The organism is Streptomyces sp. UG1 (assembly GCF_049974585.1).
Lineage (GTDB): Bacteria > Actinomycetota > Actinomycetes > Streptomycetales > Streptomycetaceae > Streptomyces.
In genome coordinates, this window is the sequence record NZ_JBNGGG010000020.1 from 64374 (window position 1) to 79604 (window position 15231).

Below are 15231 nucleotides of genomic sequence, written 5' to 3' on the forward strand. Positions count from 1 at the left end.
AGGGATTCAGGCGTCACCACGCCGGGCCCGCGCGCGGACAGCGATGGGGGCGTACGCGCCAGTTCGGCGTGATGAGACATCCGCTGCCGTTACGAGGCGTAGGTCTCGAACTCGGCCACCTTCGGAGTGCCGGTGGCGAGTACCGCACCCGTGTCCGCGTTCAGCAGCCGCCAGGAGCCGATGACTTCCGTGGAGCCGGTCGCCTTCCGGATGGCGACGTGCGATACGGACGTAGCCACTCGTGCATCGCGGGATAGAGCGGCGGGTTGTTGGCGTAGTCGAAGAAGAGCTGTAGCTGTAGCTGTACCTCGGCGTTGCCGGGCCGGGACAGGCCGGCGAAGTCGAGATGCCACGTGTCGGGACTGACGGCACCCTCGTCCAGGGCGCCAGTCGCGCTGGTAGGCCCAGATCGGAGCGTCTGCCCGTGCACCTTCGCGCACCGATGATGAACCACACTCATGAGATCTAACCCCTGCCGGCGCTCCTCAACACCGCTCCCACCATCGAGGGCGCGGTGCAGGATCAGCTCGCGGACGAGGTGTCGGCCCGTTCCGGGCGATCGAATGGGACGGTGTCAGGCGCACGGCCCCGAGTCGGCTGAGAGCGTGTGAAAACTCGAAGAACAACAGCGCACGATGGTGCTCGATGCCCAGTTGCGGCAACCGGATGAAGACTCACCGACGTCACAACGACGGACAGGCGCCCGTGCCCCGGCCTTCTCAGTCCTACGTCACCCAGCGGGTTCGATACGAAGGACGGCGGCGTTGCCGCGGAGCTCGACGACCTGAAGGCTCATGGTGTCGTTGATGGTCGCGGCGGGTCCCTCGTCGCAGCGCAGCTCGACGCCGCCGCTGCCCTCCGAGGACACACCGCCCCCACCGGCACAGCCCGAAACGCCGAAGCCCGACCCCGTCAGCGGCGCGACCATCTCGACCCCGTCGGCGCTGATCGCCTTCACCTCGATCGGCCCGAGGCCGTACGTTTCCGGCACGGTCACGACGTCCCCCACGGCGACCTCGATCTCGCACGTCCCGTCGGCACACGGCCCGGTCGGCGAGGGCGATTTCGTGGGAGTGGGCGTGGAGCCGGAGGCCGGTGACCCGGAGCCGGAGCCGGTGGGGCGGCCCTCGGCGGGGGACCCGTCCGACGATCCCGAGGAACACGACGGGAGAGCGGCGAACACGACAGCGGCCACAAGAGCGACGACAGGGGTGGATGACGTTCTGCGCATCATGGTCGCCATGAAACCCCGCCCCGGCCGGGACCCCTCCCGACCCCTGTCCTCAGGACTCTCGGTGTCCTGCCCCAGCAGGCGACGACGAGGACGCCCGGCTGAGCGACACCGCGCCGCCGTGATCGCTTCGGTGGAAGCGCCGCCGAGCGGCTGGTGCCGGCCCAGTGACGCACCTTGCCGAGATGCCGGCGTTTCGTCAGGGAACTTGCGTCGGCGGCTGAGCTTCGCCGCTGTATCGTCCGCGATGTCTTGCCACGGCGGTCGTCGTTGGCACAGCGCACCGAACAGTAGGTGCGGCGGCCGTTACGGCTCGGATGTGGGTGGCGGCATCCGCTTCGGGGGTGCCGTAGTGCAGATGGGGTCGGCCGTCGTGCAGCGAAGATGTGAGGCCTGGTGGAGGGGTCGGCGAGTAGCGCGTTGACGGCCAGAGTCCCCGCCGGGCAGTGGCGAAACTGGATCAACCAGTCGTGCCGTTGACCGACATCACCCGCCGATTGTCGTCGATCACTCCCCTGATCTGGGGTGTTGGCGCTGTTTGGCATTGAAGCGCGCCTTCTTCTGACGATTCCCGCAGGTGTTCATGTCACACCATTTGCGGGTGCGGCTTTGGCTGGTGTCGAAGAAGGCGGCTTGGCAGGTTGGTGATGCACACAGGGCCAATTTTCCGTCTCGTTCGCCTGAGATGATGCTGATCGCGTCGGCGGCGATCACGCTGAGGGCATCTTCCACGCAGGATGCCGAGCTGAGCTGCCATCGCCGCTGACCCTCGGGCGTCAGGATCGCCGCGGCCCGGCCCTGGGCGCTGCAGTCATTGATGACTTGGACAGCAGATACAGGGAGAGCTTCCTGGATCGCGGCCGCTGTCGCGGCGGCGTGAATCGACTCCCTCAGTTCCCGAGCGAGGTCGAGCTGGGCCGTGGTGCAGGAGTCCACGGCGAGGCCGTTCACCGCCAGCCAGTCGACGAGTCGGTGCGGTGTGGGAATGCGCTCCACAGCGTTGCCATGACGCTCCGTCAGAGTCGCCGTGAAGCTGGTCGCCAGCACGTTGCCGAGGCGGAAGTCAGGGAACCCAGCGCGCATGGAACCACCTTAGCTGGTTGCAGGTCGACATGATGACATGCTAGAACCGTCTTAGCCGGTTCCGCGATGGCCAGGAGGCCTCATGCCCCGTCCAACCCGCGACGTGCAAGCATTCGAAGACCACGCAACTGACGCCGACCTCGACGATCTGCGCGCGCGACTGACCGCGGCGCGGCTACCGGAGGCCGAGACGGTCTGTCGCGCCGCACCCGACCCTCGCCGATGGGAACAGGGCGTTCCCCTCGCCGACCTCGTCGATGTCGTGAACTACTGGCGCACCGGGTACAACTGGCGGTCGTTCGAAGAGCGCCTTGACCGTATCGGCCAGTTCCGCACGACCATTGATGATCTGGGAATCCACTTCCTGCACCGCCGATCCGCGCGTGCAGATGCCACTCCTCTGATCCTGACGCACGGCTGGCCGGGCAGCATTGCTGAGTTCGTGGATGTAATCGACGAGCTGGCAGATCCGGAAGACGCAGACGCGCCGGCGTTTCACGTCGTGGTGCCGTCGCTGCCGGGCTTTGGTTACAGCGACAAGCCGGCCGCCACCGGGTGGGGGACCGAAAAGATCGCGGCCGCATGGGTGGAGCTGATGGGAAGGCTCGGCTACAGCAAGTTCGTAGCCCACGGCGGGGACTGGGGAGGGAATATCACCACGGTGCTCGGCGGCAGGTTCCCGGCACACGTTCTCGGCATCCACACAACGTTCGCGGAGGCGCCGCCCGGGTTGACGACGGACGGGCTGACGGCGGTCGAGCGCAGGTGGACCGAGGAGACCCGCGATTTCTGGCGTCACCGCGCGGCGTACGCGAAGCAGCAGGCGACCCGACCGCAGACCATCGGCTACTCGCTCGTCGACTCACCGGTCGGGCTCCTTGCCTGGATCCTTGACAAGTTCGCCGAATGGTCGGACACCGAAGACAGCCCGTTCGAGACGATTTCCAGAGACCGCGTTCTTGACGACGTCACGCTGTATTGGCTGACGCGGACCGGCGCATCGGCGGCCCGCATCTACTACGAAAGCCACAACTCGGTCGATCCCGATCTTCGGGTCGACGTCCCGTCGGCAATCAGTATGTATCCCCGCGACATCGAGAAGTGTCCGCGCCCCTGGGCACAGGAGCGGTACCGACAGATCGTCCGATGGAGGTCGCCCGAAAGCGGGGGACATTTCCCGTCGCTGGAGGTTCCCGAGTATTTCGTCAAAGATCTGCAGGAGGGCCTCGCGGCAGTGCTGGCCGCTAATCGGTGAACGCGGCTCGGTGCCCCGGGGTCTTTCGGATGGGCAGAGGGGCAGACGGCAGTGTGGGAACTTCCCGTTCCTGAAGGGAGTCCTGTGGCATCCATCAAGGACATCGTCTTCGACAGCCCTCATCCGGCTTCGACCGCCCGATTCTGGGCCCAGGCCCTGGACGGCTACGAGATCGCGGGAGGACGACCCCACGGTCCTGCTCGTTCACCCCGATGGCAGGTCACCGCGCATCTTCTTCCAACTGGTACCGGAGAGCAAGCTGGTCAAGAACCGAGTGCATCTCGATCTGGGCGCTACCGATGCGGCCGCGGAAGCCAAGCGGCTGTGTGCGCTGGGGGCAACGGTTCACGCCAAGCGCGAGGACGTATTCGTGAACGGAGCCACGTCCCCGCCATGAGAAGCAGCGGGCTTCGGGTTCGCTGCGCGACAGGGGGCGAAGTCCGCATGCGGGCGCTGAATATTCGGCTGCAACCGTGATCGCCCGCCCATAGGATCCTCGTTCGAGGCGCCGGCGTGGTGCCCTGCCGACAGTTGGCACTCGACGGACCGAGGATGCGAGGCGCGATGAGCAGCCGACTCTTCGCAATCTCCTTCGATGCGTACCAGCCCGAGCGCCTGGCACATTTCTGGTCCGGCGTCCTGGGCTTGGAGAGAGCCGACGATTCTGACGACGGCGTCACCCTGCTGTCCGGCAATGACGCCGGCTACCGCCTCGGCTTCCGTCCCTCCCAGGCGCAGAAGGTCGCCCAGAACCGGCTGCACTTCGACCTGACCAGTTCCTCCGTGGAAGACCAGCAGGAGACCGTGGCCAGAGCGCTCGGCCTCGGCGCGCAGCACGCCGACGTCGGCCAGGGATCGGACGCGTCCCATGTGGTGCTCGCCGACCCGGAGGGCAACGAGTTCTGTGTCATCGAGCCGGGCAACAATTTCCTCTCCGACTGCGGCTTCATCGGAGCGCTCGCCTGCGACGGTTCGCAGGCCGTCGGCTACTTCTGGAGCAAGGCTCTGGGCTGGCCGCTGGTCTGGGACCAGGACGAAGAGACCGCCATCCAGTCGCCGAACGGCGGTACGAAGATCACGTGGGGTGGCCCTCCGCTGATGCCGGACCCCGGCAAGGACCTGCACTTCGACCTCGCGCCGGACGGCGATCCGCAAGCGGAAGTCGAGCGCCTGCTCTCTCTCGGGGCGAAGCGTCTCGACTCCACCCACGGCGAGGACGGCGCGGTGCTGCTTGCTGACCCTGACAGCAACCAGTTCCGTGTGCTCACGCGCCGGTGAAGCTGGGACCGACGGGAGCCACGGCGGGATGTGAGTTGTTGCTGCGGGGTGCGCGGCAGAGCGGCGGGCAGGTCCCGTCACCGGAGTGACTTGAACTGCGGGGCCTCGGCCCCCTGACGGGGAGCGATGACAGGCTGCGGGTCCCCGCTAGGCCGTTCCGCTCCACAGCCACCGCTACAATCCGCTGGGAGCACGCGACCTCTCGGTCACAGTCCAGCGGACGGCACCGTCACTGACATGTGCCGCCGATCAGCAGCCGCTTTTCCTCGCGCCGTTCAGCTCCCCCACACATCCGGGCCGCCGCCGCGCCACTCGATCAGCGCGGACTGCCGTACGTATGCGGGGTCCGCGTCCTCGATACCCGCCTGGCGCAGGAACTCGGCGATGTCCAGGAGTCCATACGCCATGCCCAGGAAGTGATCGTCCGCACGCACGCGCCGGCCGCCGTCCTCGGCGGGCGGGTAGACGATGACGGGCTGTGTGCGTGCCATGGGACCAGGGTGCGGGGTGGGGCGCTCATCCGCGAGTCCACACCCCGGCGAGGGCACCGTCCGGTCCACGGCCGGCCCTTTGGAGAGGCAGGCGCCGGCGAGCGAGCGCTCGCGCTGGCCCGAAGCTTGCCCCGGACGTGATGCTGATGGACCTGCAACTGGGCGAGGGCCCAAACGTGTGGGCCGAGTGGCCCGACGAGCTCTTCGGCGCGATCCACGCCGCCGCCCAGGGACGTAGCGCCGTGTCCGCCCCGGTCGCCGGCCGCGTTCATGGCCCACCTGCGCCCAATCTACGACAAGCTCGCCGCCCGGCACGTCGACCTCAACGGTCGAGCAGCGCCTCCGAGATCGCGACTGCGGACGGGGCGAGGGCCGTCTCGCCGTCCTCCACGTCCCACAGCGCGTTCTGCAGGAGCCGCCCGAGTGTCCAGCCGGTCGCGCGTGCGCGGTCCAGGTCGAGGGTCGAGGTGAGGAGGTCGAAGCGGCGGCGCACCAACCGCGGGGTGTCAGCCTTCGCAGCCATGTCGTCCAGGCCGCTGTTCAGGGCCGGCCACAGGTCGAAGCCGGGGTCCCCGGCGAGCGGCTCGGGATCGATGGCGAGCCAGGGCTCACGGTCGGCGGCGAGGACGTTGTCGTAGTGCAGATCCCAGTGGAGCATCCGGTCTCCGGGCTCGTCGACCAGTTCGGCCACCGCGGACGACCAGTCCAGCAGGAGCGAGCGTTGCGCGGGGTCGGGCAGGGCCATGACCGCCTCGGGCGTCTGCTTCAGCATCTCGGTGGCGATGTCGCCGAGGCCGCGCAGGCCCTGGGGCGCGGGTACGGCGACCAGTCTGCTCTGAAGCTCGGCGAGGATGCCCATGGCGGTGTCGTCGTCCTCGATCGAGGTCAGGGTGCGGACGGCGTCCAGCCGTTCCAGGAGCATGCTGCCGGTCTCGGGATCGTGATCCAGCAGGCGCACCATCGCGTCGCCGTTCCAGATGCGCAGACCGATGAGCGCGGCGGTCACCTCCGCTCTGGGCATCTGGAGTTTGAGCACCGCGTGCGTGCCGTTCCCGCGTTGTACCGGAAGCACCAGGGAGGCCTGCCCGAATCTGGCCGCGCCGTCCCGTCTCAGCTCCCAGCGGTCCAGTGCCTCGGCGGCCAGAGCCGGCAGTGCGGCGATCCACGCGCTCCCTGCGTCGCCGAAGGCCCTGGCGTACGACATCGCCAGTGGCTGCGGTACCTCGACGGCTTGCGACGGGCTCACAACGACCTTCCTTCAGCCGGGTCAGCATCTCCTCGCAAGCTATCGGAGCAGCGCACACGGTCGGGCCGTCATCTGCTCTTCGGAGCGCATCGCGAGCCTCGCGTGACATGCCTGGTGAAGGACCGGACCGGGGCGAGCCGAGAGGTGGAGCGCGGGCTGGACTGGCCTCGGTTCGCGCAGAGGATGGCGTCGATGGCGCGGGGGTTCCTTGCGGTACACCGAGGGCGCCTTCACCGAGGCCGGCCAGCTGCTGGCCTCTCACGCCGCCGCCGCTACCCGCAGGAGAACAACACCAGGACACACCGGCGGCTCCCCCGGCACGCGGTCTGAACCAGAGGAGCCTGGCCGAGCCAGCCCCCTGGGGTACGCCGCTGAACCCGGCCTGTACACCAAGTCCCCACCACGGTCCCTTTCACTCGGCCCGACGGCCCCGTAGTCCTCGGTTCGGCCCGAGGACCACCCGCACGCCCGCACGCCCGCTCGCCGATACCCGGTCACCGGTCATCGGTCGCCTGAATCCAGTAGAGACGAGACGGACCGTTTTGTTATGGTGAGCGCGTGGCTTTCTTCTTCTACTACTACTTCCGCTGAGTCCGGGCACGGCCCCCGCCGCCGTTTCCACTGCCCGTAGACCCTTCGCGCCCCCAGGGAAAGTCACATGCGCGCACGCGCCCACACGCCCATGCCCGCTGCCATGGCGCAGCTCTCCGTCAAGGACGTCACCAAGTCCTACGGCACCCGGACCGTCCTCGACCAGGTCTCCTTCACCGTCCGCCCGGGCGAGAAGGCGGCCGTCATCGGCGAGAACGGCTCCGGCAAGTCCACCCTGCTGCGGCTGCTCGCGGCCGCCGAGCCGCCGGACGCCGGAGAGCTGACGGTCGGCTTCCCGGGCGGCGTCGGCCACCTAGCCCAGACCCTCGACCTCGCCCCGGACCGCACCGTGCAGGACGCCGTCGACCTCGCCCTCGCCGAGCTGCGTGACATGGAGCGCCGGCTGCGTGCGGCGGAGGAGCGCCTGGGCGAGGCGTCGGAGGAGGAACTCGCCGCTTACGGCGAGCTGGTGATCGCGTACGAGGAACGCGGCGGGTACGAGGCGGACGTACGCGTCGATGCGGCGATGCACGGGCTCGGGCTCGCCGGGATCACCCGCGAGCGTGCGCTCGGCTCGCTCTCGGGCGGCGAGCAGTCCAGGCTCGCGCTGGCCTGTGTGCTGGCCGCCGCGCCCGAGCTGCTGCTGCTCGACGAGCCGACGAACCACCTCGACGCGGCGGCCGTGCGATGGCTCGAGGAGCACCTGCGCGCGCACCGGGGCACGGTGGCGGCGGTCACCCATGACCGCGGCTTCCTGGAGCGCATCGCCACCACGATCCTGAAGGTGGACCGCGATACGCGCACCGTGCGCCGCTACGGCGACGGCTGGACCGGTTACCGCGCCGCGAAGGCCTCCGCCCGGCGCCGCGCGGAGCAGGAGCACATCGAGTGGCTCCAGGAGGTGGCCCGCGCCGAGGAGCTGGTCGAGGGCGCCGGGAAGCGGCTCGCCACCACCGGCAAGGACCCGCGGCAGGGCTTCGGCAAGTACCGTCGCTCGCACGAGGCGAAGCTCGGCGGTCAGGTGCGCGCGGCCCGCGAGCGGCTCGCCCAGTTGCGGCGCCGCCCGGTGCCGGCGCCGCCGGAACCGCTGCGCTTCACGGCGGCGCTGCCGACGGCGGGCGACGGGGATCGTGTCGACGGCCGCCCGATCGCCGAGCTCGACGGCGTGACGGTCGGCGAGCGGCTGCGGCTGGACGGGCTGGTGACGCTCGCGCCCGGTCAGCGGCTGCTGGTCACGGGCGAGAACGGGGCAGGCAAGACGACACTGCTGCGCGTCCTGGCCGGCGATCTGGAGCCGGACGCAGGCACGGTACGCCGTCCCGCCCGCATCGGATACCTGGCTCAGGAGCTGCCCGCGCGCTCCACTCGGCTCCCGTTGCTCTCCGCCTTCGCGGCCGGGCGGCCCGGGCTGCCGCACGAGTACGCCGAACAACTGCTGGCGCTGGGCCTGTTCCGCGAGGAGGATCTGCACGTCCCGGTCGCGGCGCTGTCCGCGGGGCAGCGGCGACGGCTGCAGATCGCCGACCTGGTGACCCGGCCCGCCGGCCTCCTCGTCCTCGACGAGCCGACGAACCACCTCGCGCTCGACCTCGTCGAGGATCTGGAAGCGGCGCTCGCGGCCTACCCGGGAGCGGTGGTCGCGGTCTCTCACGACCAGGGCTTCCGCGAGCAGTTCCCGGGTGAGCGGCTCGAACTGCGGGGCGGTCGCAGGTGCTGACAGCGGCCTGAGATCGGGGGGTCCGACCGACGGGGCGCGGTCCCGAGGGCGGGCACGTCTCCCGTCAGTACGGCGAGTACGAGAATTCCGTCGGCGCCGGCCAAGTCCTTCTCTGGTTCGACATCACCCTCTGCCCGAATGTGGGGGTTTTGCACCGCCGTTGGATGAGTGCTGCATGGAATCCGTGGGGTGGTGTGGGCGGGTTTGGGCGACCGGGGGCAGTGTGGGGGTGCGGATCCAGTCGGGTTGCGGGCGCCGCGCGGTGCGCGGCATCCGCGATCCGGCTGCGGGAACCGGCAGTTCGTCACCCCGGCGCGTCAATGCCGCGGAGGTGAGCCGAAAGCGGGCGGGACAGGTGAATCGGCCCTTCCGGTCATGCCGTTGCTGGCGTGCCCATGACATGCGTGACACGGTCGAGCGGTGATGGAGTCCGTCACCGCCGGCCGCCTCACCGACATCCCCACCCAGCCGGACGTGGACGCCTACAACAACATCTATGGCAGTAGCACCGCCAACTCCGCGGAGCGGTCCGCCCCGTCGGCCGACGGGCCCCGGATGCACGCCGGCTTCGTGACCGACTTCGCCGACGACGCCAAGCTGGCCGACTTCGCCGACGACGTCTTCGTGGGCACCGTCCTCGCCCGGCAGGGGCAGAAGGCGATCTCCGGGCTGCCGGAGACCCAGTACAGCGTCCGCGTCGACAAGAGCTTCAAGGGCGACGCCGACGGCACCAGACCGTCAACCAGCAGGGCGGCCGGCTCGACGGCGCCGCCGAGCCGTTGCTGTTCGAGGGCGACCGGCTGCTCCGGCCGGGCCAGACGTACCTGTTCGCCACCACCGACGAGGCGGCCTTCGGGTGGCGGACCCTGGTCCCGGTGTACGGCGACCGGCACCTGGGGGCCGCGGACTCCGGCGAATCGACGGTCTCCCACGCCGTCGGCGAGCACTGGACCGGGGCCGTGCGCAACCAGGTCCGCTTCACGGGGCGTTGAGCGCGGACCGCTGACAGCCGAGCACCGAACGCTCGGCGTGGACGATCCGTCGTCCACGCCCTACCGGCTCACCCTGTCCCCTCGCAGCGGGGCAGGGTGTCCGACTGCTGCGCGTACGGCCGCAGCTTCGCCACGAGCCGTGCCCCCGGCTCGCCCGGATAGACGGAAGCCTCGGCCCGGTCCGGGTAGACCACCACCGCGGCCTCGATGCCCGCCCGCAGTTCCGCGCGGCCCCGCGTGGTGACCTCCAGCTCTGCGCCGGAGCTCTTGCGCGGCTTGAGGTACTCCCGCACCGTCATCCGCAGCTCGACGCGGCCGCCGCTCAACGCCTCGACCGCGTCGACGCGTCCCTGTGCGACGACCTGAGCGCAGGCCAGCACGCCGGGGCCGCTCAGACTGGTGGCCGTTCCCTGGTCGCTTCCCCCGCCGTCCTGCGACCAGGGCTGCAGTCCGAGCACGGCCGCGCCGAGGCCCACCGCCAGAGCCGCGGCCACGGCGAGGGCCGATCGACGCCACCGACGCACGGCACCCGTCACCGGGGCAGGCACGTCGCGCCGTACCGTCTCGGTCGCCTCCGTCGTCTCGGTCGTTTCAGCCGTACGCGACCGCGCCTCCTCGGCGAGCAGCCCGAGGCCCTGCCGCAGACGGGACTCCACCTGCCGTGCCTCGTCCCACTGCGCCCGCATCTCCGGATCGCCCCGCAACCGGCGCGCCGACGGCGCCTCCCCGGTCACGACGGCATCCCAGACGTCGCCGTCGTCGTGAGAACCCCACGCCCTCACTCACACCACCTCCGTCTCGCGCAGCCGCTGCCGCAGCGACCGCATCGCCGCGTGGAGCCGGCTCTTGACCGTGCCCTCGGGGACGCCCAACTGCTCGGCGATCTGGCGCACCGACAGGTCGGCGTAGAACCGCAGCACCACAAGGCGGCGTACCTCCATGTCCAGGCCCTCCAACGCCTGGGCCACCACCAGGGCGAGTTCCCGCTGCTCGGCGGAGCGGCCCTGGTCGCTGAGCGCGGGCGGGTCACGGCGCCGGATCCGCTCGGCGAGGCCGCGCTCGTGCTGCCGGGCCCGGTGCGTGTCGAGGGCGACGCGGCCGGCGACGGTGGCCAGCCAGGCGCCGCGGTGGCGCAGCCTCCTGCGCGTGCGCTGCTGCTCCAGCAGCGCACGCGCACCTGCTGCACCCCGTCCTCCAGCGCCTCTCTGCGCATCCCTCCGAGGTACAGCACCGCCCGCACCCGATCGTGCTCGTCCGGCGACAGCGGATCGCCCGTGGCTGCCACCCGCCTCACCCCCCTGACTGTTGGCCGGTCTCCCTGTCTGCACTGACCGTCCACCGCAGCGGTCCCGCCCGGCAGACGCGACACCCCTGTGACGGAGAAACCGCCCACGGCGTTCGCCGGTTCACGATTCCTTCGCACTCGCCCACTGCAAGCGCTTCGGGCTCCCGCCCCTGACCTATCTTGGCCTGCATGCAGGCATACACGATCGGCCAGGCCGCACGGCTGCTCGGCGTGAGTCCGGACACCGCGCGGCGGTGGGCGGACGCGGGGCGGGTGGCGACCCACCGGGACGAGGGCGGCAGGCGGCTCATCGACGGCAAGGACCTCGCCGCCTTCTCGGTCGAGCTCGCGAAGAGCGGGGGCGGCGAGGAGGACACCTCCTACACCTCGGCGCGCAACGCCTTTCCCGGCATCGTCACCTCGATCAAGCTGGGCGACGTGGCGGCCCAGGTGGAGATCCAGGCCGGGCCGCACCGGCTGGTCTCGCTGCTGACGCGGGAGGCCGTGGAGGAGCTGGGGCTGGAGGTGGGCATGGAGGCCACGGCCCGGGTGAAGTCGACGAACGTGCACATCGACCGGATGTGAGTGGGTAGGAACGCGCTTCCCTCCACAGCTCCACTGGCACTGACGCACATGCCATGCCATTGCACAGATGGCCCGGCTCATGCGATGCGACGAGAGACTTCCCCCTCGCATCTGCGGCAGTATCATCGGCGCATGCTCACTAGCAGAGGGAGTGGACCCGCGATGACCCGTTCCGTGCGTCGGCCCTGCCGGATGATGAAGGCGACCGGTGCGGGCGCCGCCGCGCTGCTGAGTCTGAGCGCCTGCTCGTCCTCCGGCTCCGACTCCGCCGCCGACTCGGGCTCCGCCTCGGGCGAGCTGTCCGGGCAGGTAACCGTCTTCGCCGCGGCCTCGCTGAAGGAGAGCTTCACAAAGCTGGGCAAGGTGTTCGAGAAGCAGCACCCGGGCACCGAGGTGACCTTGAGCTTCGGCGGCAGCGACGCTCTCGCGGCAGGCATCACCGGCGGTGCGCCCGCCGATGTCTTCGCCTCGGCCAGCCCCAGGACGATGAAGGTCGTCACCGATGCCGGGGACGCCTCGGGCACGCCGGTCACCTTCGTCCGCAACCGGCTGGAGATCGCGACCCTGCCGGGCAACCCCGACGAGATCGCCTCCCTGAAGGACCTCACCGGCCCGGGCCTGAAGGTCGTGCTGTGCGACAAGTCGGTGCCCTGCGGTGCCGCCGCCCACAAGGCCCTCGACTCGAGCGGGCTGAAGCTCACGCCGGTCTCCTACGAGGAGGACGTCAAGTCCGCGCTGAACAAGGTGGTGCTGAAGGAGGCCGACGCGGCGGTCGTGTACAGGACCGACGTGAAGGCGGCGGGTGACAAGGTGGCGGGCGTGGAGTTCCCCGAGTCGGCCGACGCCGTCAACGACTACCCGATCACCGTGCTCAAGGAGTCGCGGAACGCCGGGGCGGCCAAGGCGTTCGTCGCGCTGGTGCGGTCCGCCGAGGGCCAGAAGGTCCTGGCCGAGGCCGGGTTCCTGAAGCCGTGACCTCCTCGTCCCCGGGCAGGGCCGACGCCGTGGACACCCTCACCGGTGGCCCACGGCTCGGCCGCGTCCGCAGAGACCGCACTGGCCCCCGAGGGCGCGGCGGCGGCGCCCCGCTGCCCCTCCTGCTGCCCGCGCTGATCGGCCTGGCCTTCCTCGTGCTGCCGCTCGTCGCCCTGCTGATCCGGGCCCCGTGGCGCAGCATGCCCGACCTGCTGAGCAGCTCCGAGGTGTGGCAGGCGCTCCAGCTGTCCCTGGTCTGCGCGACGGCGGCGACCGCGGTGAGCCTGGTGATCGGGGTGCCGCTGGCCTGGCTGCTGGCCCGGGTGGAGTTCCCTGGGCGTGGTCTCGTACGGGCCCTTGTCACACTGCCGCTCGTGCTGCCGCCGGTGGTCGGGGGTGTGGCGCTGCTGATGGCGCTGGGCCGCAACGGCGTCGTGGGCCGGTGGCTGGACGACTGGTTCGGGGTCACCCTGCCGTTCAGCACGGCAGGGGTGGTGGTGGCGGAGGCGTTCGTCGCGATGCCGTTCCTCGTCATCAGCGTGGAGGGCACGCTGCGCGCCGCCGATCCGCGCTACGAGGAGGCCGCCACGACCCTGGGCGCCTCCCGCTTCACCGCCTTCCGCAGGGTCACCCTGCCGCTGATCGCCCCCGGCATCGCGGCCGGCGCCGTCCTCGCCTGGGCCCGGGCGCTCGGCGAGTTCGGGGCGACGATCACTTTCGCCGGCAACTTCCCGGGCCGTACCCAGACCATGCCGCTCGCCGTCTACCTCGCCCTCCAGAACGACCCGGAGGCGGCGATCGCGCTCAGCCTGGTGCTGCTCGCCGTGTCGATCGCGGTGCTGGCGGGGTTGCGTGACCGTTGGATGACCGCCTCATGACCGACCTCGACGACAAGACCACGCGGGCGGCCGTCGGGGGCTCCGCCCCGCCCGGGGACGGGCTCGACGCGCGGCTGGTGGTCGAGCGCGGTGCGTTCCGTCTCGACGTGGCGCTCAGGGCGGCGCCGGGTGACGTGGTCGCGCTGCTCGGCCCGAACGGGGCGGGCAAGACGACCGCGCTGCGGGCCCTCGCCGGTCTCGTCCCGATGTCCGGCGGTCATCTCCTGCTGGACAGCGCGGAGTTGGACCGTACGCGGCCGGAGTCCCGCCCGGTCGGGGTCGTCTTCCAGGACTACCTGCTCTTCCCGCACCTGTCCGCGCTGGACAACGTCGCCTTCGGGCCGCGCTGTCGCGGTGCCACCAAGGCGGAGGCCCGCGCCCAGGCCGCCGAGTGGCTGGGGCGCATGGGGCTGAACGAGCACGTCGGCAGCAAGCCCCGCAGGCTCTCCGGCGGTCAGGCACAGCGCGTGGCCCTCGCCCGTGCGCTGGCCACCCGTCCGCGCCTGCTGCTGCTCGACGAGCCGCTCGCCGCCCTCGACGCCCGGACCCGGCTCGGCGTCCGCGCCCAGCTCCGCCGTCATCTGGCCGACTTCGAGGCGGTCGCCGTACTCGTCACGCACGATCCGCTGGACGCGATGGTCCTGGCCGACCGGCTGGTCGTCATCGAGGACGGCCACGTCGTCCAGGAGGGCACGCCGTCCGACATCGCCCGCCGTCCGCGCACCGACTACATCGCGCACCTGGTCGGCCTCAACCTCTACCGGGGCGAGGCCGAGGGGCACACGGTCCGCGTCGGGGGCGGCCCGGCGATCACGACCACCGAGGATCTCACCGGCCCGGTCTTCGTCGCCTTCCCGCCCGGCGCGGTCACCTTGCACCGCGACCGCCCCACCGGATCCAGCGCCCGCAACCTGTGGCGCTGCGAGGTGGTCGGCCTGGAGACGCACGGCGACCAGATCCGCGCCGACCTGACCGGCGAACTGCCCCTGGCCGCCGACCTCACCACCATCGCCGCCGCCGAGCTCGACCTGCGCCCCGGAGCCACGGTGTGGGCGACGGTCAAGGCCACCCAGACACACGCGTACCCGGCGTGACGCGGTTCCCGCGGCGGCGGACGTCACCGGACTACGGTGAGCCTCACAACACCCCGCCAAAGGCGGCACATCACACATCCTGCGAGGCGTACGACCATGAGCCTGAGCATCCGCAACCAGATCCCCGGCACCGTCACCTCCGTCACTGCGGGGGAGGCCATGGCAACGGTCAGGATCCGCCTCGACGGCGGCCAGGACGTCACCGCCGCCATCACCCTGGACGCCGTCGAGGACCTGGGCCTCGCCGCGGGGTCGGCCGTGCGCGCCCTGGTCAAGGCCACGGAGGTGGCACTGGCCACCGGCCCGGTGGAGGGGCTGTCCATCCGCAACCGGCTGCCCGGCACCGTGCGCGAGGTCGAGGCGGGGGCCGCGATGGCCTCGGTGCGGGTCTCGGTCGACGGCGGCGAGGTGACGGCCGCGATCACCAAGGACGCGGCCGGCGAACTGGGCCTCGCGGCGGGGTCCCCCGTCACCGTCCTGTTCAAGTCGACCGAGGTCTCACTCGCCACTGGCTGAGACCGAGGGATCTA

18 protein-coding genes and 1 pseudogene are annotated in these 15231 nt (G+C 70.7%); 12 read left to right on the forward strand and 7 right to left on the reverse strand.

The genetic code is table 11. The features are described 5' to 3' along the window. Window positions 1–89 precede the first annotated feature (89 nt). Window positions 90–239, reverse strand: a complete 150-nt coding sequence (locus ACP4J3_RS22755) for a hypothetical protein (protein ID WP_426537421.1) — start codon at window positions 237–239, stop codon at window positions 90–92. A 358-nt stretch (window positions 240–597) separates the two neighbouring features. Between ACP4J3_RS22755 and ACP4J3_RS22760 the strand changes: the two genes are divergently transcribed. Continuing rightward, entirely contained in the window at window positions 598–807 is a 210-nt protein-coding gene (locus ACP4J3_RS22760; protein ID WP_426537415.1) for a CGNR zinc finger domain-containing protein, read from the forward strand. On the opposite strand, the gene ACP4J3_RS22765 is transcribed toward ACP4J3_RS22760, so the two are convergent. Together ACP4J3_RS22765 and ACP4J3_RS22770 are read right to left on the reverse strand one after the other, a co-directional pair. Next, window positions 731–997: a hypothetical protein gene (locus ACP4J3_RS22765; protein WP_426537251.1), complete on the reverse strand. Its 267-nt coding sequence runs from the start codon at window positions 995–997 to the stop codon at window positions 731–733. The two genes, ACP4J3_RS22760 and ACP4J3_RS22765, sit on opposite strands and share 77 nt — an antisense overlap. A 741-nt stretch (window positions 998–1738) precedes the next feature. Then, a complete protein-coding gene (locus ACP4J3_RS22770; RefSeq protein ID WP_426537253.1) occupies window positions 1739–2314 on the reverse strand; it encodes a CGNR zinc finger domain-containing protein in 576 nt (191 codons plus the stop codon). 82 nt (window positions 2315–2396) lie between these two features. Between ACP4J3_RS22770 and ACP4J3_RS22775 the strand changes: the two genes are divergently transcribed. From ACP4J3_RS22775 to ACP4J3_RS22785, 3 genes are all read left to right on the forward strand, one after another. Beyond that, complete coding sequence (locus ACP4J3_RS22775; RefSeq protein ID WP_426537255.1) at window positions 2397–3569, forward strand: epoxide hydrolase family protein; 1173 nt, start codon at window positions 2397–2399, stop codon at window positions 3567–3569. Window positions 3570–3579: 10 nt separating this feature from the next. Continuing rightward, complete coding sequence (locus ACP4J3_RS22780) at window positions 3580–3966, forward strand: VOC family protein (RefSeq protein WP_426537257.1); 387 nt, start codon at window positions 3580–3582, stop codon at window positions 3964–3966. 167 nt (window positions 3967–4133) lie between these two features. Next, entirely contained in the window at window positions 4134–4847 is a 714-nt protein-coding gene (locus ACP4J3_RS22785; protein WP_426537259.1) for a VOC family protein, read from the forward strand. Window positions 4848–5122: 275 nt separating this feature from the next. Here the strand turns inward: ACP4J3_RS22785 and ACP4J3_RS22790 are convergent, their stop codons facing one another. Then, window positions 5123–5338, reverse strand: coding sequence for a hypothetical protein (locus tag ACP4J3_RS22790; RefSeq protein WP_426537261.1), 216 nt, complete (start codon window positions 5336–5338; stop codon window positions 5123–5125). An 81-nt stretch (window positions 5339–5419) separates the two neighbouring features. Here ACP4J3_RS22790 and ACP4J3_RS22795 point away from each other — a divergent pair. Further along, window positions 5420–5607 (forward strand): annotated as a pseudogene (locus ACP4J3_RS22795) (DNA-binding response regulator); the annotation flags it as partial. A 53-nt stretch (window positions 5608–5660) separates the two neighbouring features. On the opposite strand, the gene ACP4J3_RS22800 reads toward ACP4J3_RS22795, so the two are convergent. Further along, on the reverse strand, window positions 5661–6584 hold the full coding sequence (locus tag ACP4J3_RS22800) for an aminoglycoside phosphotransferase family protein (protein ID WP_426537263.1): 924 nt from the start codon (window positions 6582–6584) through the stop codon (window positions 5661–5663). Between the two features lie 682 nt (window positions 6585–7266). Between ACP4J3_RS22800 and abc-f the strand changes: the two genes are divergently transcribed. Together abc-f and ACP4J3_RS22810 are read left to right on the forward strand one after the other, a co-directional pair. Continuing rightward, window positions 7267–8892, forward strand: coding sequence for a ribosomal protection-like ABC-F family protein (gene abc-f / locus ACP4J3_RS22805; protein ID WP_426537417.1), 1626 nt, complete (start codon window positions 7267–7269; stop codon window positions 8890–8892). Between the two features lie 779 nt (window positions 8893–9671). After that, complete coding sequence (locus ACP4J3_RS22810) at window positions 9672–9884, forward strand: hypothetical protein (RefSeq protein ID WP_426537265.1); 213 nt, start codon at window positions 9672–9674, stop codon at window positions 9882–9884. 68 nt (window positions 9885–9952) lie between these two features. Here ACP4J3_RS22810 and ACP4J3_RS22815 read toward each other — a convergent pair whose 3' ends face one another. Together ACP4J3_RS22815 and ACP4J3_RS22820 are read right to left on the reverse strand one after the other, a co-directional pair. After that, the gene (locus ACP4J3_RS22815; RefSeq protein WP_426537267.1) at window positions 9953–10666 is read right to left on the reverse strand and encodes a hypothetical protein; all 714 of its coding nucleotides are present in this window, start codon (window positions 10664–10666) and stop codon (window positions 9953–9955) included. Then, window positions 10667–11212 (reverse strand): RNA polymerase sigma factor, encoded by a 546-nt coding sequence (locus tag ACP4J3_RS22820; RefSeq protein ID WP_426537269.1) that lies wholly within the window; start codon window positions 11210–11212, stop codon window positions 10667–10669. It abuts the gene before it with no gap. Between the two features lie 146 nt (window positions 11213–11358). On the opposite strand from ACP4J3_RS22820, the gene ACP4J3_RS22825 reads away from it, so the two are divergent. From ACP4J3_RS22825 to ACP4J3_RS22845, 5 genes are all read left to right on the forward strand, one after another. After that, window positions 11359–11754 carry a TOBE domain-containing protein gene (locus tag ACP4J3_RS22825; protein ID WP_426537271.1) on the forward strand — a complete coding sequence of 132 codons (396 nt, stop codon included), beginning with the start codon at window positions 11359–11361 and terminating at the stop codon, window positions 11752–11754. A 162-nt stretch (window positions 11755–11916) separates the two neighbouring features. Beyond that, the gene (gene modA, locus ACP4J3_RS22830; RefSeq protein WP_426537273.1) at window positions 11917–12729 is read left to right on the forward strand and encodes a molybdate ABC transporter substrate-binding protein; all 813 of its coding nucleotides are present in this window, start codon (window positions 11917–11919) and stop codon (window positions 12727–12729) included. After that, window positions 12726–13607 (forward strand): molybdate ABC transporter permease subunit, encoded by an 882-nt coding sequence (gene modB, locus ACP4J3_RS22835; protein WP_426537275.1) that lies wholly within the window; start codon window positions 12726–12728, stop codon window positions 13605–13607. Before modA ends, modB begins: the two co-directional genes overlap by 4 nt. Beyond that, complete coding sequence (locus ACP4J3_RS22840) at window positions 13604–14701, forward strand: ABC transporter ATP-binding protein (RefSeq protein ID WP_426537277.1); 1098 nt, start codon at window positions 13604–13606, stop codon at window positions 14699–14701. The genes modB and ACP4J3_RS22840 overlap by 4 nt, the downstream gene beginning before the upstream one ends. 96 nt (window positions 14702–14797) lie before the next feature. Next, a complete protein-coding gene (locus tag ACP4J3_RS22845) occupies window positions 14798–15217 on the forward strand; it encodes a TOBE domain-containing protein (protein ID WP_426537279.1) in 420 nt (139 codons plus the stop codon). Window positions 15218–15231: the final 14 nt, after the last annotated feature.